The organism is Vibrio sp. 10N.261.54.E10 (genome assembly GCF_002877735.2).
In the GTDB taxonomy this organism is placed as follows: Bacteria; Pseudomonadota; Gammaproteobacteria; order Enterobacterales; family Vibrionaceae; genus Vibrio; species Vibrio crassostreae_C.
This window is the reverse complement of record NZ_MCXE02000002.1, coordinates 298,352-317,571: the sequence shown is the minus strand read 5'-3', so window position 1 is coordinate 317,571 and position 19,220 is coordinate 298,352. Positions and strand designations below refer to the sequence as shown.

General features: G+C 44.0%; 13 protein-coding genes and 1 pseudogene. 5 read left to right on the top strand and 9 right to left on the bottom strand.

Going from position 1 to position 19,220, the window contains the following annotated elements; translation table 11 throughout:
* Positions 1–9 precede the first annotated feature (9 nt).
* Entirely contained in the window at positions 10–900 is an 891-nt protein-coding gene (locus BCU07_RS12650; RefSeq protein ID WP_102428994.1) for a LysR family transcriptional regulator, read from the bottom strand.
* A 219-nt stretch (positions 901–1,119) separates the two neighbouring features.
* Here BCU07_RS12650 and BCU07_RS12645 point away from each other — a divergent pair, with 219 nt between their 5' ends.
* Positions 1,120–2,295: an MFS transporter gene (locus BCU07_RS12645; protein ID WP_017061890.1), complete on the top strand. Its 1,176-nt coding sequence runs from the start codon at positions 1,120–1,122 to the stop codon at positions 2,293–2,295.
* 213 nt (positions 2,296–2,508) lie between these two features.
* On the opposite strand, the gene BCU07_RS12640 is transcribed toward BCU07_RS12645, so the two are convergent.
* Together BCU07_RS12640 and BCU07_RS12635 are read right to left on the bottom strand one after the other, a co-directional pair.
* On the bottom strand, positions 2,509–5,265 hold the full coding sequence (locus BCU07_RS12640; RefSeq protein WP_102428995.1) for an immune inhibitor A domain-containing protein: 2,757 nt from the start codon (positions 5,263–5,265) through the stop codon (positions 2,509–2,511).
* A gap of 47 nt (positions 5,266–5,312) precedes the next feature.
* Complete coding sequence (locus tag BCU07_RS12635; protein WP_102428996.1) at positions 5,313–5,639, bottom strand: hypothetical protein; 327 nt, start codon at positions 5,637–5,639, stop codon at positions 5,313–5,315.
* Between the two features lie 409 nt (positions 5,640–6,048).
* Between BCU07_RS12635 and BCU07_RS12630 the strand changes: the two are divergent.
* Positions 6,049–6,453, top strand: a pseudogene (locus BCU07_RS12630) (Lrp/AsnC family transcriptional regulator); the annotation flags it as partial.
* A gap of 165 nt (positions 6,454–6,618) precedes the next feature.
* Complete coding sequence (locus BCU07_RS12625) at positions 6,619–8,181, top strand: methyl-accepting chemotaxis protein (RefSeq protein WP_102428997.1); 1,563 nt, start codon at positions 6,619–6,621, stop codon at positions 8,179–8,181.
* A 108-nt stretch (positions 8,182–8,289) separates the two neighbouring features.
* On the opposite strand, the gene tkt is transcribed toward BCU07_RS12625, so the two are convergent.
* Both tkt and tal read right to left on the bottom strand, forming a co-directional pair.
* Positions 8,290–10,296 (bottom strand): transketolase, encoded by a 2,007-nt coding sequence (tkt, locus tag BCU07_RS12620; protein WP_102428998.1) that lies wholly within the window; start codon positions 10,294–10,296, stop codon positions 8,290–8,292.
* Between the two features lie 87 nt (positions 10,297–10,383).
* Positions 10,384–11,334: a transaldolase gene (tal, locus tag BCU07_RS12615; RefSeq protein WP_009845571.1), complete on the bottom strand. Its 951-nt coding sequence runs from the start codon at positions 11,332–11,334 to the stop codon at positions 10,384–10,386.
* Positions 11,335–11,793: 459 nt separating this feature from the next.
* On the opposite strand from tal, the gene BCU07_RS12610 reads away from it, so the two are divergent.
* Complete coding sequence (locus tag BCU07_RS12610) at positions 11,794–12,798, top strand: sugar-binding transcriptional regulator (RefSeq protein ID WP_102428999.1); 1,005 nt, start codon at positions 11,794–11,796, stop codon at positions 12,796–12,798.
* Positions 12,799–12,970: 172 nt separating this feature from the next.
* Positions 12,971–14,341 carry a glycoside hydrolase family 18 protein gene (locus tag BCU07_RS12605; protein WP_198599066.1) on the top strand — a complete coding sequence of 457 codons (1,371 nt, stop codon included), beginning with the start codon at positions 12,971–12,973 and terminating at the stop codon, positions 14,339–14,341.
* A gap of 91 nt (positions 14,342–14,432) precedes the next feature.
* On the opposite strand, the gene BCU07_RS12600 is transcribed toward BCU07_RS12605, so the two are convergent.
* The 4 genes from BCU07_RS12600 to BCU07_RS12585 form a co-directional block, all read right to left on the bottom strand.
* Complete coding sequence (locus BCU07_RS12600) at positions 14,433–16,727, bottom strand: putative bifunctional diguanylate cyclase/phosphodiesterase (RefSeq protein ID WP_017068242.1); 2,295 nt, start codon at positions 16,725–16,727, stop codon at positions 14,433–14,435.
* 385 nt (positions 16,728–17,112) lie between these two features.
* Positions 17,113–17,961 (bottom strand): sulfurtransferase, encoded by an 849-nt coding sequence (locus tag BCU07_RS12595; protein ID WP_102429000.1) that lies wholly within the window; start codon positions 17,959–17,961, stop codon positions 17,113–17,115.
* 123 nt (positions 17,962–18,084) lie between these two features.
* On the bottom strand, positions 18,085–18,399 hold the full coding sequence (locus tag BCU07_RS12590) for a hypothetical protein (protein WP_017061706.1): 315 nt from the start codon (positions 18,397–18,399) through the stop codon (positions 18,085–18,087).
* A gap of 206 nt (positions 18,400–18,605) precedes the next feature.
* Positions 18,606–19,220, bottom strand: coding sequence for a hypothetical protein (locus BCU07_RS12585; protein WP_102429001.1), 615 nt, complete (start codon positions 19,218–19,220; stop codon positions 18,606–18,608).

Genomic DNA, 19,220 nt, shown 5'->3' with positions numbered 1-19,220 from the left:
TATACCGAACTAACCACTCACATTCTGTTTGATCAATTCAACAACCGTATCGTATCGGTGCGGCAGTTTTCGGTTTCGTTTTTGAACCAGATACAGCGTTTCCTCTACTTCTACCTTTGGCGGCACAACGTGTAGCTTGTCTCTATCTGGGAAGTGTTCAACCGCGCCAGCCGGTAACACGGTAAAACCTAATCCTTTTGATACGGGTAGCAAGATCTGGTGAAGCTGATTGATGTAGCCAGATCTTGGTATCTCATTAACGTTGATGTTCGCTAAGTCTTTATCTCCGCAAAGGTCGAAATACAAAGACAGATAGTGTGCAGAATCTGGGTGGGCAATCAGGCCAATGTCATTCAATACTTGCGGCGTTATCTCTAAATCAGCAAGGCTGTGGTGAACAATAAGACACAGTGCTTCTTTGCCGATGACTTGGCTTTGGTAGTAGCTGTCGTTCGGGGAATGCCTAACAATGCCGATATCGGTAGTGCCTTCGCTTAGGTCATTCAATATCTTTTTGTTTGGAGCGGCTTCTAAGTTAATGCTGAGCTCTTGGTGTTGCTGTTGAAGTTCAAGAAGCTTGGGATACAGACGCAAAGAGAGTGAGCCAGAGCAAGACAAGTGACATTGCCCAGCATAAGGGTTATCAAAACTCAGAGACTCAAAAAGATCTTCTTGGTCTTTCTCTAGTTTGATCGCATAGCGATACATAATCCGACCCTGTTCGGTCAGTTCGAAGCTCTTGTTTTCTCGAGATAGCAGGTCACAATTACAAGCTTGTTCAAGCTTCTTGATGTGTTGGCTGACTCCAGGTTGTGTCATATACAACTTTTCTGCCGTTTGGGTGAAATGGCCAACTTCAACCAGAGTCTTAAATGTATTGAGCCAAAGTGGATTAATCATACTCACCTTCAAATACTAAAGCCTATAAATAACAGAAAATTATTATTATCTTAAGTAATGATAATTTCAACTCTAGCGTCTTAAGTAACGCTAATCAAAGTCATGTGGTGGTAGCACTTTATATTGGCCGCTTTGTAGAGTTGCTATGAGTAACAAAGTGTTGCGACTTTGTTGAATTTTTGGTCTATTGACCAACTGTGCTCATATTTAGGAACGAAGATGAATAGAAATGTTTGGCTGCTTTCACTGTGTCAGGCCTTGTTGATGACGGGTAACATATTACTGATCTCTGTGATTGGTTTGATCGGTAAGCAGATTGCACCCAGTGTCAGCATGATCACCTTGCCGGTTGCACTGCAGTTTTTGGGTTTAATGGCAGCCACTATTCCAGCATCTTTAATTTCAGGCAAGTTAGGGAGAAAGCGAGGATTTAGCATTGGTAATGTGGTTGGCATTACAGGAGCTAGTCTTGCCACCTACGCACTGTCTCAACAACATTTCTATTTGTTTTGTTTCGCTACGTTCTTACTTGGGATAGGCATAGGTTTTGGCACGCTTTATCGTTTTGCTGCAATCGAGGTGTGTGATGAAAATGCCCGTCACCGAGCGATCTCTATCTCGATGGCTGGTGGCGTTTTAGCCGCGGTATTAGGACCAAATTTGGCGATTATGTCGCAACAGTGGTCGCAAGATGGCTTGTACATTGGTGCTTTTGCTTCTTTGATTGGATTGAACATTCTTGCGTTACTCATCTTACAAACAATTCAGTTTCCAAAAGTCTCTTTTAATAGTCAGGCACCTAAATCCGATCCTCTCAGTGTGATAGTAAAAGCGCCTAACTTTATTGGCGCAGTGTTTGCTGCCATGGTCGCTTATGCGGTGATGAATATCCTGATGACAGCAACGCCATTGGCAATGATTGGTTGTGGCTTTGACTTTACCAAAGCAGCGGGCGTAATTGAGTGGCACGTATTGGGGATGTTTGTTCCTGCATTCTTTACTGGTTCACTTATCGAGAAGTTTGGCTCAAGAATGATGATCTTGGCAGGCGGGGTTCTGTTCGTCGTCTGTATCGCGATTAACATTCATGGCGAATCTATCTGGCACTTCAGAGCGGCTCTAGTTGTGCTTGGTGTCGGTTGGAACTTTATGTTTATCGCGGCAACAGGTTTGTTTAGTCAGTCCTACCAATCGCAGAATAAAGCTAAGGCACAAGCGTTTAATGAATTTATTGTCTTTGGCTGTGTGACGATTACAGCGATGCTCTCTGGCTGGCTAGAATCGACAGCAGGGTGGCAGAACCTCAATATCTACGTATTACCATTCGTGTTAGCTGTTATCTTGCTGTTCGCATTCAGTGCTCGTAAATCGCGTATTCAAAAGCAGCCTGTGTAATGGCTCATCGAATGGTGGTTCAGTAAATTTGTTACTGTAATTAAAACCCTAGTATCTCGAACTGCGACCAATAAAAAGCCCTACCAAATCGGTAGGGCCTTTGCTTACGGCTTAAATAATAACGTTTTCTTAAAACTGCTGTCGTGGCTTATATCCTGTGACAACAGTACTTAAGCTTGTGTTGTAAATACGCATGACAGAGCCAGCGATGATTTACAGGTCGACCAAAATTGTCTTAGTGGTAATCCCACCTTGGTCATCGATTATCTTCAGTGTCACCTCGTGCTTTCCGTATGAAGGGAAGATTGACGTGAATGTGCGACCTCGTTTCACCTTTCCGTTTGGAAGTGTCCACTCGGTATCAACAATACGACCATCGCTGTCTGAACTTGTAGACCACATGGTTACCCAGCGGCCCAAGTGAATGTACTTCGCGCTCGCTTCTGGAAGGGCGTTTGGAGATTCAACACTCACTACGGAGCTAAATGAAGCGGTAGCGCCTTTGTCGTCGACAACAGTCAAGTTCACCGTGTATTCGCCCGCTTGCTCGTAAGACCAAGTTGGTGCCACTTCGTTACTTGTTGTGCCGTTCCCAAAGTCCCATAGGTAACGGGCGATCTCACCGTCTTGGTCTGAGCTGAAGTTGTTTGCAGAAACAGTCAGACCAGTCACATTAAGCTCGAAGTTCGCAGTAGGAACGATGTTGTGTTGGCTTACTTTAGATAAGCGAACCACACCGTATTCGTTGTTATCACTCTGATTCACAATATCGACCGCTAAACCAAACTCCGTCAGGATGCGTCCTGAATCTGGTGCTTGAGGCGATGTGTAATCTTGGTCATCCGAGAAGCTAGCATTGCCAACCAAACTGGTATCTTCGAGTACATCGTTGTCGCTGTTTACAAGACGCATTGGAGTATGATCTTTGAGTGAAAACGCTGCGTCTCGAACTTGGTAGCGTGTTTGAGCCGCTTCACCAGAGTTTGCCCACACCATGGCATTTTGGTCTGCATCGACCACGCCTAACCAACCTTCACCAGGGTGTTTACCTACCCAGTTGTCGGTTAGTGATTCGTCGACGTACCAAATGATCAAGCCAGGGTCGAATGACATCAGTTGTCCCATGCGTTTGATGTTCGCTAGGCCTTCATCAACATCCATGTGGCTGCGCCATTGCAATAGATAGTAGTGCTGCGCTTGATGGAATCCATTACTCAGCTTGTAACCATTAAGGGAGAAGGTGGAGTTGCTCTCAGCATCATCTATTGAGGTGACTTCACCATCAACGACAACACTGAGGTTATCCAGATAGAAGCCTTCCATTGCTAAGCCGCCATCGGTGATGTACTCAAATGAAAGTTCAACTTCTTGTCCTGCCCATTGTGAAACGTCGAACTCAGCGTTAACCCATCCGCCAGATTCGCCGCCAATAGCAGGAACGAGGTCCGTGTTGTATGGGTCGTCCATTGAGGTAATGTTGCCTGCAATGGCTTGTCCGTTGATTAGCACGCGAGCAAAGTCGTAGTCTTTTTCAATCTCATACCAAGTTTTGAAAGACAGCAGTGCAGAATCACCCGCTGGGATCATCAACTTGCGAGTCATACTGTTTTTCAGATCATCGCCTTTTTGAGAGTGGAATGAATACTCGCCCTCAAAGGGTTTCAGACTTTCAATCTGCTTTTCAGGAAGATCCACTTTGATCATGTTAGGACGACTGTTATCCGTTGTTTGGAACAGCGTATACACTTGTGGATTGTCTTCTAGGTCATCAATCGAGAGCTGATCATCGTTAACCCAACGTCCGCCAATCGATTTCTGTAGGAAGTGTTTTGCCCAAGAGCTGAATGCCGTTGGTTGTGTACCACCAATTTGACCAGCCCAACTGCCCGAAGACATGATTGACCAGTAAGAAACCGGTTCGCCTCTGCCTGTGTATTGCGTGTCATACTCGTCTGGTAAGCCTAAATCATGACCATATTCGTGGGCACAAACACCTGCAGCCGCATCAATCGGTTGAATGGTGTAATCGAACGCCGCGTATTGGCCACCAAATCGATCTGGAAGCGAGCTAGAGGTGCCTTCAAGTACATGAATGCGACCAAGGTTGAATCGGTGAGACCAAATCGCATCAGGGCCTAACACGCCACCACCGGCTTCTTCGCCTACCGATGCATGAAACACCATCAGGTGATCAATCACACCATCGGGTTCGCGGAAATTTCCGTCACCGTCGTAATCGTAACGATCTTCGATGTCGTAATCGGCAAGGTTGATACTCGGATCTTGAGCCAGTTGATTCAGCGCTTCACGAACCAGTTCTTGGGCGTTTAGGTCGTTGTCGGTGGTAGGGGAGTTGCCACCATAGAATGACGCAGGCTTAGAGGCGCGATACCAACCTGCCGCTTGACCTGAAACGCTGTAACTGTCGCCTGATTCGCTTTGGTAATATTGGCGCATCGAGATTAGGTTTTCGCCATTTGGCCCTGTGTAGCCAGAATTTGAAAACAACAACTCTTGATAATGTTCAGGGTTGTAGCTCTCGTAGAGCATCTGCGTGTGCTCTTCGGTCAACTTGTTGTCATCCCAGTTCAAATCAGGGAAATCGACCAATAGAGCGAGTACTTTATCGGTGCGCTTGGTGCCGACTTCTAAAGCAAAGACACTCACTTTTTTAACGCCAGACCCTTTTTCTATGGCTTTGAGTATTTTTGCGCGTTGCTCAAGTGCTTTTTTTCCGAATTGAGCATCGCCTTTGAAACCGGAATTGATTTTATTTTTCAAGTAACGGTCAAGCGCATCCTGCTTTGCCACATCGGTTGCATCTTGGTCGACTAAGCCTTGTCTAACTAGCATTTCAATGAGTTTGTCTTCATTAACTACGCCTAAATCAATAGGTGTTTTTGCATAACCACTGACGCTAAATAGAGTAAGCATTGCTGAAGCCAACAATGTTTTTCTCATCATTTTCATTATATTTCCTTTTTATATTTCCATGTCGATATCAGTATCAACTTGCCTTATTCGGATCTGTTGTCCGAGTTTGGCCTAATACACTCTTGTGGTGTCTTATTTAACTGACGTGTGTTTGTTGTATTTTTTTTATCTTCTATCTCTTTTGTATTGGTTGTCTCTTTTCTATTTTTTGAATCAAACGGAGTGCTCTTCACTTTTTTAGCGTTGAGATAGATACGCAAAGCTTCTTGATTTTCCTCATAGGTTAAGCCTGAACAGATAACACCTTGTTTTATCAATGACTTCAGCAATAGTTCGTCGTTCTCAATAGTGGAAGCCTGTGACAGTGAGGAAAAAATTAGAACCATTAAAGCCATTGTTTTGTGTGACATTATTATATCAAGCCATCAGTTTTGATTATGTAACAAAATATATTTATAAATTTTACCAATCAAATGGATAATTATTACAATTAATTATTCGTTCCGGTTTCAACATTTAGAGTTAATATAAAATAAGGAGTGTTATTTATTCTATTGTCAGTTATTTAATGGGTTTTGTTGAATGAATAGTTGATAGTTTGGATGTTTAATAACATTGATTAGGTCGTGGTTATTATTCTGGAGGGCGCTTTATACAAGGCGTTGGGTTCTAACTAATAAGATAATTTTTTATTATCGGTGTTTTAAAATACGCATGTAATAACTGAGTCATTAGTAAATACCCATGCTCAAATTATTTTTACTCAAAATATCAATAATTAGGGTATTGAGAGTAACTTTCAGTGTTTCAATGACGTGAAATTTAACAATAGCAGAGCTGGTCGGGTTGTCACCGCCTGCTTGCTTAAAGCGAGTGAAACGGCTGAGAGAAGAGGGCGTGATTGTCGGTGGTGTGTCCATCATTAATCCAGAACTGACCGGCAGTAAGATGACTTTGGTTGTGTCCGTGGAAATGGAGCGTGATCGAGGGGATATTTACCAAATCTTTCGCCATTCTATTTCAAAGGCAGAAGAGGTCACGCAGTGCTATCAGATATCAGGCAGCTTTGATTTCATGCTGATTGTGACGGTCAAAGACATTCAAGCCTACGAAGACTTTGTGGAGCGAGTACTACGCAAAGATCTGAATATTCGTAAATTCCATACCTCTGTCTCAATGAGAACCGTGAAATTTACCACTGCCGTAAACTTAGATGAGTCGTGACTGTTGGCATGAGAAGATAGTGAAGTTATTAGCTTTGTGAGGTACTTAGCTAATATTTGTATAAATAGCAGGCATTTACACAAAATGTGACGTTCACATTTTGTCATAACTTTAATAATTGTATATATTCCTCGCCTAAAATAATAATTAACCTAAGTTAATATAATGACTGTCAGCTCATCTACTCAATCTCGTGAAACGCTTCTAAGCGAAAACGAACAACTTGTCTCTACCACTGATTTAAAAGGCGTGATTACGTACAGTAATGATGCTTTTTGTCGCATAGCGGAATACAGCCAACAAGAATTGCTAGGGCAACACCACAATATCGTAAGGCATAACGATATGCCGAAAGCCGCTTTTGCTGATATGTGGGTTAACCTAAAGCAAGGTAAAGCTTGGCGTGGCATCGTAAAAAACAAAACCAAATCTGGTCGGTTTTACTGGGTCGATGCTTATGTAACTCCAATTTACGACAATGGTAAGGTGAGTGGCTACCAATCTGTTCGTGTTAAGCCAAAGAATGAATGGATACAAGTTGCAGATAAGGCTTACCAAGGCCTCTTGAAGGCTGAAAAGTCGGGTCGCCAATGGTCATTAAAGATCAGTGACAGTGTTCGTTACGCCGTGTTGCTAGGCTCTTTGGCTGCGCCGTTAATTTCAAATCTCATTGAAGTAGGGCAAGTATCACAATGGTTGTTGAGCCTACTTCCTGTTTCAGCATTAGCACTGCTTTTCCGACAAGAGCTGATTGATACTCCACTGCAGTTGAAAAAGCTGCAATCTAAATTCGATAGTGTTAGTCGTCTTGTTTATTCAGGTAATAGTCAGTTCTCTATTGCCGATTTTCACTTAAAACTATTGTCTGCAAGAATCCACACCGTATTAGGTCGCATGACAGACTCAGCCAAGCCGTTACAAGATTTGGCTGACAACCTAAATGCGACGTCATTTGAAGTATCAGAAGCCTTAGATCAACAAACAAAAGACATTCTTCAAGTACGAGAGGCGACTGAAGAGGTTGAAGTCACCGCCAATGAGGTCTCTTCTCGCACAGAAGAAGCGCACCAGATTGTTGATGTGACTTTGCAAACCTGTGCTGGCGCTAAAGAAAGCATTAATCAAACTCATCAAAACTTAGAGAGCCTAGCTTCTCAGGCTGAAAAGGCGACTCAAACGACTTACCAACTGAGCGATCAAGCGCAGAGCGTAAGCAAGATAATGGAAGAGATTGGTGGAATCGCCGAACAAACCAACTTGTTGGCCCTGAACGCTGCGATTGAAGCGGCGAGAGCGGGCGAGCAAGGACGAGGCTTTGCCGTTGTTGCCGACGAAGTCCGTGCATTGTCGGGTCGAACCTCAAAGGCTACGGTTCAGATCAAAGAGAGCATCGATACCATGCTAACGACGATTGAAGGGTGGCAAAAAGATATTCTGGCGAACCGTAAGCAAACGGACGCATGTGGTGATGTTGCGAAGGTGAGTGCAGAGCGCTTGTCGGAAGTCGAAAACCTAATGCAATCCATGAATGAACTCATGCAGTCTGTTGAAAGTTCTGCTCATAAGCAACGTGAGCTGTCGAGTGAAGTCAATCTGCATATGCAGTCTATCGCCTCGACCGCAGAACAAAACTTAGTGGCAACGCATTCTGTGAAAGACCACTCCACAGAGCTAAAAGAACGAGTCAATGAGTTCTACCAACTGGCAAAGCGTTTCGAAGAAAAATAGCCGTTAGATTTAATCCGAATGAGAGAAAAGACAAAAAAAGCCCCGCATTTTCATGCGGGGCTTTCTGTATGCATCAACCCATTGAAGGGCGAGACAATGTATTCAAGATTAAGCTAGAAGCTCTTTCGCTGTGTTTACTACGTTTTCAGTAGTGAAACCGAACATCTTGAATAGCTCACCTGCAGGTGCAGATTCGCCAAACGTTGTCATACCGATGATCTTGCCACCGAAACCAACGTACTTGTACCAGAAGTCAGCGATGCCAGCTTCTACAGCGATACGTGCCGTTACGTCAGATGGAAGTACAGACTCACGGTACTGCGCGTCTTGTTTGTCGAACGCATCAGTAGCAGGCATAGAAACTACGCGTACTTTCTTACCTTCAGCCGTTAGCTCAGCAGCAGCGTTAACCGCTAGCTCAACTTCAGAACCCGTTGCGATAAGGATAAGCTCTGGCTTGCCTTCACAATCTTTCAGGATGTAACCACCCTTAGCGATGTTTGCTACTTGCTCAGCGTCACGATCTTGTTGTGCAAGGTTTTGACGAGAGAAGATAAGTGCAGAAGGACCATCTTTACGCTCGATTGCTAGTTTCCAAGCAACAGCAGACTCAACTTGGTCACATGGACGCCATGTGCTCATGTTTGGAGTTAGACGTAGAGAAGCGATCTGTTCAACCGGTTGGTGAGTAGGACCATCTTCGCCTAAGCCGATAGAGTCATGCGTGTAAACTTGGATGTTCTGAGTTTTCATCAGAGCAGCCATACGCATAGCGTTACGCGCGTATTCCATGAACATTAGGAACGTTGCGCCGTATGGTACGAAACCACCGTGCAGAGCGATACCGTTCATGATAGCCGTCATACCGAATTCACGTACACCGTAGTGGATGTAGTTACCAGAGAAGTCGTTTGCTTCAAGAGACTTAGAACCAGACCACATAGTCAGGTTAGAAGGCGCAAGGTCAGCCGAGCCGCCCATGAATTCAGGTAGCATAGCACCGAACGCTTCTAGAGCATTTTGAGATGCTTTACGTGATGCGATGTTTGCTGGGTTAGCTTGAAGATCAGCGATGATTGCCGATGCTTTCTCTTCCCACTCAGCTGGTAGGTCACCGTTTACGCGGCGTTTGAATTCAGCTGCCAGCTCAGGGTATGCTGCTTCATAAGCTGCAAGTTTCTCGTTCCACGCTGCTTCCTTAGCTGCGCCTGCTTCTTTCGCATCCCACTCTGAGTAAACTTCCGACGGAATTTCAAAAGGACCGTGCTCCCAACCTAATTCTTTACGTGTTGCTGCAATTTCTTCAGCGCCTAGTGGAGCACCGTGACAGTCGTGCGTACCTGCTTTGTTTGGAGAACCAAAGCCAATCACTGTTTTAGTACAGATTAGAGTAGGGCGAGGGTCTGCTTTAGCCGCTTCAATCGCTGCGTTGATAGCGTCAGAATCGTGACCATCTACCGCTGGGATTACGTGCCAGCCGTAAGCTTCGAAACGCTTAGGTGTATCGTCAGAGAACCAACCTTCAACTTCGCCATCGATAGAGATACCGTTGTCATCCCAGAAAGCAACCAGCTTACCAAGACCAAGCGTACCTGCTAGAGAACATGCTTCGTGAGAAATACCTTCCATCAGACAGCCATCACCCATGAATGCATAAGTGTAGTGGTCTACGATGTCGTGGCCTTCTTTGTTGAACTGTGCTGCTAGCGCTTTCTCTGCCATAGCCATACCAACAGCGTTAGTGATGCCTTGACCTAGAGGACCAGTCGTTGTTTCGATGCCTGGTGCGTAGCCGTACTCTGGGTGACCTGGAGTCTTAGAATGCAGTTGACGGAAGTTTTTAAGATCTTCAATTGAAAGCTCGTAACCTGCTAGATGAAGCAGAGAGTAGATCAGCATAGAGCCGTGGCCGTTAGACAGGATAAAACGGTCGCGGTCAGCCCACTCTGGGTTTGACGGGTTGTGGTTTAGGTGAGAGCGCCAAAGTACTTCAGCGATGTCAGCCATGCCCATAGGTGCGCCAGGGTGACCAGAGTTTGCTTGTTGTACGCCGTCCATGCTTAGAGCACGAATAGCGTTAGCTAGATGCTTTCTGTTTTGAGGAGATTGATTCATAAGAACTTCCGAATAAAAATTAAGAAAAACAAAATTGATAAAAGTAGGGGAACTGAACGTTCCCCTATTTGAATTTGGTAAGAGTGATTACAGCTTAGCTGCGATCATGTCTTCTAGTTTGCCTTGGTCAACGGCGAAGTTGCGGATGCCTTCAGCCAGTTTCTCAACAGCCATTGCATCTTGGTTGTGGTCCCATAGGAACTCAGCGTGAGTCATCGCTGCTGGACGCTCTTTAGTACCGTTAGAGTCGATAAGCTTCTCTACTACTTCGCCTTCTGCTGCTTCTAGGTCTGCTAGAAGTTGCGGAGCGATAGTTAGACGGTCACAACCAGCAAGTTCAAGGATCTCGCCGATGTTACGGAAGCTTGCGCCCATAACAACAGTTTTGTAGCCGTGGTCTTTGTAGTAGTTGTAGATATCAGAAACAGAGATTACACCTGGATCTTCTGAAGCTTCGAAATCACGACCTTCTTTCGCTTTGTACCAGTCCATGATGCGACCTACGAAAGGAGAGATTAGGAATACGCCAGCTTCAGCACAAGCACGAGCTTGAGCGAAAGAGAATAGAAGCGTTAGGTTACAGTTGATGCCTTCTTTCTCTAGGATTTCAGCAGCACGGATGCCCTCCCAAGTAGAAGCCAGTTTGATAAGGATGCGGTCGTTAGTGATACCAGCGTCGTTGTACATTTTGATAAGTTGACGAGCTTTAGCAACGCTGCCTTCCATGTCGTAAGAAAGACGAGCATCGACTTCAGTAGAGATACGGCCAGGTACAACTTTTAGGATTTCTTTACCGATGTTCACGTTAAGCATGTCGCAAGTATCTTGAACTTGCTGTGCTTTATCACCGCTTTGCGCTTTTGCGTATTCGATAGAAGCATCGATTAGAGGAGCGTACTCAGCAATTTGAGCAGCTTTAAGAATTAGAGATGGGTTAGTTGTTGCATCTTCAGGAGTGTACTTGCTGATAGCTTCGATATCGCCAGTGTCAGCTACAACAGTTGTTAGTTTACGAAGTTGCTCTAATTTATTGCTCATTTTGATCATCCTATGTATCGCATAACACCTCATTAATGGGAGAGGTGTGGGCATTTGCAAGCTAACTAATGAAGTTCTCAATGGTTGTACCAGTGAGCCAAACTTACATTAATTTAAATTTTTCTCCGAACGAACATTTGCACAGAACATTTGATCGCTCGATGAGTAAATGATGTAGCCATATTTATCCGATCTAGCCCCAAAGTCAACGGTAAATAGTACTGTATGGTGACTTCAGTCAAATATATTTCGCTCTAGTAATCATGGGCTATGCAAGCAAACGTTTAACGAGCAAAGTGAGGTGAATTAATCAACAACAAAACCATGGTTATGACTATGAGCAAATGTACCTTGCTGTTACATATGTTCGGGGTGTAAACTTGTGTATCACTTGCTTAAGCATCGAACATTTGTTCTTCAAGCAGGTAAAATAATTGTTAAATATTGGTTGAGTGGTATATGAGTAAGAATATCCAAGATGTTTCCGAAGAAAACACTGATCTCCTCACTGAAGTAGCGGTTGCTTATTATCAAGATGGTGCCACGCAAGAAGAGATATCTAAAAAGTACTCTATCTCCCGTGCAAAGGTTGGTCGAATGCTCAAGCAAGCCCGAGATGAGGGCATTGTTGAGATCACCGTGAAATATCACCCCGTCTTTAGTGCGAAGATCGAGCAACGTTTGATCGAACGATTTGGTGTAAAGCGTGCTCTTGTAGCACTAGACCAACCAAATGAAGAGAAGCAGCGATTACAGGTTGCTGGTTTAGTGTCTAATTATCTTACCAGTACACTGAAAAACGGTATGGTGGTGACAGTAGGACAAGGGCGAAACGTATCGTCTGTTGCTCACCACACTGGCGTAATTACGCCACGAGACTGTAAATTCGTGTGTGGTATCGGCGGTATTCACCCAAGAGGCGGTATGTTTAATGCCGACCATATATGCAGGCAGCTAGCCAAAAAGTACGGTGGATCTTCTGAAACCTTATACGCGCCGGCTTATGCCGAGAATAAAGCGCAAAAAACCGCATTTATGGAAAACAGCACCGTTAAGCAGACACTCGATCTCGCTCGAAAAGCCGATGTTGCATTAGTCGGTATCGGTGATATGAGTGAAAACAGCTATATGGTCGACTTAGGTTGGTTTACCGCAGGTGAGGTCGTTCAATCTCGTTTATTGCAAGGAGTCGTCGGTGACTTTGCGGGTTATGACTTTTTCGATGTTCACGGTAAAACAGCAAACACAGTAATGAGTGACCGTGTGATTGGTTTGGCCTTGGAAGAATTCCGCCCAATTGCAGAAGTCATTGCCATTGCAGCCGAGAACAGTAAGCCATTAGCTCTATTAGGCGCACTAAGGACCGGTGTGGTCGATGTGATAGCGACCAGCGTAAGTAATGCTTTGACGGTACTTAACTTAGATGAACAACTTAGCGTGAATAAACCAAACAGCAGTAAATAGTAAGATACTCATGCTTCGTTGAATTCACTATTTGAGCAATGATGGTAATTCCCCCTAATGAAACCAGTGCAATAAAGGGGATAACTATTAGACATGACTCGAATAGTGAATTTGTTCAGCGGTTGAAAGAATTATCACTCTTTAATGTTAAGCCACACTAAAGGAGATAATTATGAAACTGTCATTTATCACACAAGCTATTTCTAGTAACAGTGACCAATCAAGTTCTATCTTTAAATTTAATTCTATCAGTGCGCTTAGCTTAATAGCCGCTGCTTGTATACTCACGCCTACGGCACATGCTGATGATAAAGTCGTCGCTGGGTATTTTGCAGATTGGCAATATCTGAATAAAGACAACCCTTATACCGTTGACGACATACCTGCAGACAAGCTCTCACATATTATTTACGCCTTCTTGAGCATGTGTGGTCCTCATAGCGGTGCTGGTGAGCCCGTCCAAAAACAAATTCAGCAGCAATGTGCAGACAAACAACCATATACCGCGATTATTGTGGATAAAGAAGCTGCGTTAGAAGTCGATTTCGGAGACGTGGGTGTTGATGTCGCCTATAAAGGTCACTTTGCCCAGTTAGCTCAACTGAAGGCCGACAATCAAAATATCAAAATTTTGCCCTCATTTGGAGGGTGGACAATGTCTGAACCTTTCCATGCGATGGCGAAAGATCCTCAAGCCATTGCGCACTTTTCAAAAACTGCTGTTGAATTGATCCAAAAATACGACTTCTTTGATGGTATTGATCTTGATTGGGAATACCCAGGAGGCGGCGGCTTAACCACTTCGCCTTGGAACCCAGAGACGAAACTAACGGATGAGCAAAAAGCGCTAGAGCGTGAAGCTTTTACTCTTTTAGTAAAAACAATCAGAAGTGATTTGGACGCTCTATCAAAGACGACTCAAAGAGATTACGAGCTTTCAACGGCTGTCGGTGTTGGTGCTAAGGCAGCTCAAATTGACTGGAACGCAGCTAGCCCATATCTGACGAACATGTTTGCGATGACGTATGACTTCCTCGGAGGCTGGGGAACTCAAACAGGTCACACAACAAACTTACATGCCACCGAGCGTAGTTGGTGGGGAATGGGAGCTGATGTCTTCATTAATCAGATGATAGAGCAAGGTATCCCTAGCGAGAAGCTCGTGATCGGGGCGGCTTTTTATGGTCGAGGTTGGCAAGGGACAAAAGACTTTGCTGGAGAGCTGCCTAAAGGTGACCTAGTTTCTGAACAAGGGGCGCAGTTTGGTACCGGTGAAAACGGTTACTTCATGTTTTGGGATCTTATGAATAACTACAGTAGTAAACAAGGTTATGAGTATAAGTATGATGAGCAAGCTCAAGCACCTTATTTGTGGAACCCAGATAAAAAAGTATTCATATCTTTTGAAGATCAGCGTTCTATTAAAGCAAAGGCAGAATGGGCGAAGAAATCAGACCTAGGCGGCATTTTTACTTGGGAATTATCAGGAGATCCTTCCGGGCAGTTGATCGATGTTATGCATAGTGAAATGAATAAAAAGTGAAATGAATAAATAACTGAACAGAAAATACCTAGAAAATAAGGTAGGTGTTTAGCCGCCTACCTTATTTAGCTCGTCTATTTAACTCACGTTCTTAAACAGAACATTCCGCGTGCTCGGTCACTTTCTTGTTTAGGTGAGTAGCCAGCTCATCATAAGGAATAGGGCGAGAGAAGTAATAGCCTTGCATTAAGTCACATCCACATGCCTTTAGAATTGCGAAGTGTTCGTTTGATTCTACGCCTTCTGCTAATACCACCATGCCGAAGTTCTTACCGATTGCGATGATGTTTTGCACCATGGTGAGTGACTGCTGATCGACAGCAATGTTCTCAATAAAGCTCTTATCGATTTTAAGTTCATCGATAGGCAGTGCTTTCAACATACTTAGTGATGAATAACCTGTCCCGAAATCATCTAAAGAGATCTTTATATTCTTCTCTTTGAGGGCTTCAAAAGTCGGTTTCACCAAAGTCACATCTTCAATGAACAAGCTCTCGGTAATTTCTAGCGTTAAACAGCTAGGAGAGAGTTGATACTTTTCTAGTGTCGCGAACAAGTGCTCAGAGAAGGATTGATGAGAAAACTGACGCACTGATATGTTGATCGACAGCCCGATCTTTTGTTCTGTTGTTCGGTGCAAGTGGGCGATCTGCATAATGCTGGACTCAATAATAAAAGTCCCCAGTTTTTGCATTAAACCCGTGTTCTCTGCTATCGGTATAAAGACATCTGGCGGAACAAAACCCAATTCCTCATCAATCCAGCGCACGAGTGCTTCTACACCATGAATACTTTCATTTGCACGAACCAGCGGTTGGAAAACCATGAACAGCGTTTGTTTCTCGATAGCGATGCGTAGCCTTTGTTCTACTTTCATTTTGTAGAGATGAGCATCTTGCATTTCCGTTGTGAAAATACTGTACGAGTTTTGCTGCTGTTTCGCTTTGTACATTGAAATATCGGCAGAACGTAACAGGCTATCCAGATCTTTTCCGTGTTCTGGGAAACGCGCTACGCCGATGCTGCAACCTAACAAAAACTGAGCGCTTTCAACTTCATAAGGTTGAGAAAGCACTTCAATAATGCGCTTGGCGAGTCGTTTAATTTCAGCTTCATTCGACAAGGGCGTCAAGAACAAAAACTCATCACTGGATTCACGTACCAATAGGCTGAGGCGAGATCGGAACCTCATCAAACGCAAAGCGATCTGTTTGAGAACCTTATCTCCAAAGTCATGCCCGTGGGTGTCATTGACGCATTTAAAGTTATCGATATCGATAAACAACAGCGAAAACGGCTCTGACTCATCGTCAATCCATTTACCAATGTTTCTACGCATGTACAAACGGTTTGGCAGAGAGGTTAAAGGGTCATGGTTCGCCTGATAAATGAGTTGGCTACGAGTCCGTTGTTCATTCTTGGCAATCGACTTAACCAAAAAGTAGAAACCAAACTGAAGAAAAATAAAGGCAACGAAAAGAATGCTGAACTCTTGTATGAATATACTATCGACGTGAGTTAGATCCGTACGTCCTACCACCCATAATTTGTAGTTTGGGATGTATTTCGCGCTCATCAAAGAGTGGTACTCTTCATCGTCGACGACAAAAGAATAGGTTTCTTGCCCATTCATCGCTTCTTGTACGCTAATTCCGAAGTGGTCGGTAAAGATACTTGCAATACGCTGTATGACATCTTTGCCGACTGGAGAGGAATAGGCACTCTCAGATTCAATATCACTTGAATAAAACTGGCGATAGCTGTCTTTTCTGATCAGGCTTAGTGTATTGAAACTTCCGGCGTGAGCATTATTTTCAAATACGATCGTTGCGTCTAATCGTAGCCCTGCGGTCATTACTGCATCGGTTTTCTTGCCATCGATTGAAATGGATTTTCTCAGCGGGATGACTAAGCTATTCAACGAATCTTGAAAATAGGTACGGCCAAGCACCATGCTACTGCTTGATAGGGCGTCTAGGAAGGAGCCTCTGGTTGGCGCGTATTGCAGCAAGTTCCTTTGATTCGCAAGTTCGAGATTTGAGCTAATCGAGAGGTAATCACCGTCGGTGTTCAACAAGCCAAACGCTGCTATCGCAGGGTGGGTCTCAAGTAGCTTGTCTAATATTGGCCTAATCTGGATAGATGCAGTACGTGTGAAATCAGACTGTTGAGCCAGTTGATGGCCAACCACTTCTAATAAGGCTTCTTGACTGGTCAGCAGCGAGTTGACGGAGCTAGAAAAAAGCTCAACCTGAATGTGTTGCTGCTCTATGAAGTCGTCTCTGTTTGCTTTCCAGTTTGTTATTCCCAACGCGGCGAAAAGTATCAGGGTCAGTAGTACGACAAACGCGTACAGCGACCAGATATTTTGCTTAAATAGAGCCATGAGATGCCTTTGTTGGTTACTACTTTTAACAGACTGCAAGTGACAAACTATTGGGTTGTCAGCGCGATTCATGCAACGAAAAATACAAACATCAATGATGAAAGTATTAATGATTAAATAGTGTAACGACTACGAGCAGAGATTCTTGAGTGAAAAATTAGTATTCATAACGTCGATAACGATTAGTTTATGATTAATCACGAATTATGGTTAGCAAGTTGATGTGGGTTACAAATCAAACGGCGTGAATCGAGTCTTGGTCTCAAATGAACATAGCTTTGACTGCGACATAGAGGCTTACTTCATGAGACGTGGGGCCATCATTATCAGTAAGCTCTTTATGCATGCGCAGTATATTCTAATAGTTGCATTAAGCGAAGTTGAATTACTTTTTAGTCACGGCGATAGGGAGTTTGTCGTTAGCACCCCATTCCGTCCATGAACCATCGTAAACACCCATTTCACCGTTATAGCCAGCGAGTTTAGCGGCTAATAATATGATGCAAGCTGTTACGCCAGAGCCACAGCTAAAGAACATAGGTTGAGAAGGCGTTAATTCTAGCGTTGAAAAGATATCAATAAGCTCTTCTTGGGACTTTAACTTGCCGTTTTTGAGTACTTGGGAAAATGGTAGGCAAATAGAATTCGGTATATGGCCACTACGCAAGCCTTCACGTGGTTCAGGAACTTCTGAATCGAAACGAGCTTGAGAACGAGCATCTACAATGTTTGCGCTCTTGTCAGTTGAGTAACCTTCAATCTGCTGAGCACTGACAAAGTAGTTGTCTTGAATATGGCCTTCAAAATTGCCCGCTTTTACTTCGGTGCGATAGTCAGTCTCGGTCGCGTAACCGGCTTCGATCCAAGCTGGCAAACCGCCATCTAAGATGAATACGTCGTTGTGTCCCATTGCCATAAACATCCACCACGCACGAGGAGAAGCGAAGGTTCCGGAGTTATCGTAAACCACAATCGTACTGTCTTGATTGATGCCAATTTCTTTTGTGCGAGTGTTGAAGTGTTTTTCGCTCGGAAACATGTGAGGAAGCAGAGTGTGCTTGTTACAAAAGTCTTTGTCGTAGTCAAAACGAATAGCACCAGGAATCATTTGTCCTTTGATCTTTTCTGACTCGCTTGGAATTTGAAACTCGATGCTGGCGTCGAGGATGATGATATTGTCTTCTGCTAGCAAACGTTGTTGAAGTTGTTGTGGTGAGATGAGTGGCTGATTCATTATTGTTATATCCATTCTTGTTGTTTTAGCGATTCTTACTGTTTTAGCGAATACAGTGGTAGAGCGATTACTGTTGCTTTTGCGAATACAGTTGCTTTACGAATACCGTTGTTGCATCGATGGCTACTGTGCAGCTCGACAGTGGATGAACTGATAACTGCTTTGTCCGGTTATTTGATTGTTTAATGTATCAAGCGCGACCACAGAATCAATAGGGCAGTCTGTGGTAGGAGCAATAGAGAGCCGAAATACGTCATTATCTTTTGTCTGAACCGTCAGATAACGCCTGTGCCCATCTAAGGATTGAGTAAGCGTGTTCGAAATTACTTTGGCTTGAATACGTTGCCCCGTCTCTGATGTTAGCGGGAAATAGGCAAGGGCAACTAACACGCCTACGCCACACATTAAGATAAATAGACCTATTTTTAACTGTTTCATGAGAGTAAGTCTTTGAAGGTTATGTTGAAAATATAAGTGAGGTTGGTGGTAAAGTGAATGCTACTCGCTAAGAAAGCTGAATTAACTGCTCTTCGACGAAAATAAAAAAGTGAGCATTTCTGCTCACTTCCTACTTACAAACAATCCATTTTGACTCTGTTTCGTCAGAGATCTCGCTAACGACAAGTTACCTGCTGTTAAACAATTTACTGCCAGACAATCTGAGAGTCGCCGCTAGAAACCACTTGTTGTAATGGAGGTTGACCATCGTAAAACCAAATCTCTATCAAGAGTGCGTCATGGTTTACTGGTGCTGCAAAGTTGGAGGCGAACACACCGTTATCTAGTGGGCCCGCAATGACCTTGCTGGAGTAATCCGGCTTCAAGGTTGAGTCATCTCTTGTACTAAAGCGGCTATAAACGGTCACAAAAGAACGGTCTGTCGAAATGCTGCTGATGTCAATGTTGAGATCAAACTGTTCAACAGAGTTGTAGTCAAATCCATCAGGTACCACCAAATCACTCATCGTATAGCTCTGCGCTGCTACCGCACTTGTCGCGGGAGACGGCGAAGGCGTTGCTGTTACCGGATTCGACGGAGTTGCAGGTGTCGAGGGTGTAGATGGTGATGCCGTAGATGTACTTCCGCCCCCACCGCCGCCTCCACAGCCGGCTAATACTAATGGCGCTGCAGCTAAAATAACGGCTAGTGACTTCTTGATGTTCCAAGTGCTTTGTACAGACATACGTTTTTCCTCAAAGAGATTGCGACTTGAATCAACGCAATGATTGTCTCGATATTGTTTAGTGTGAATAGTCAT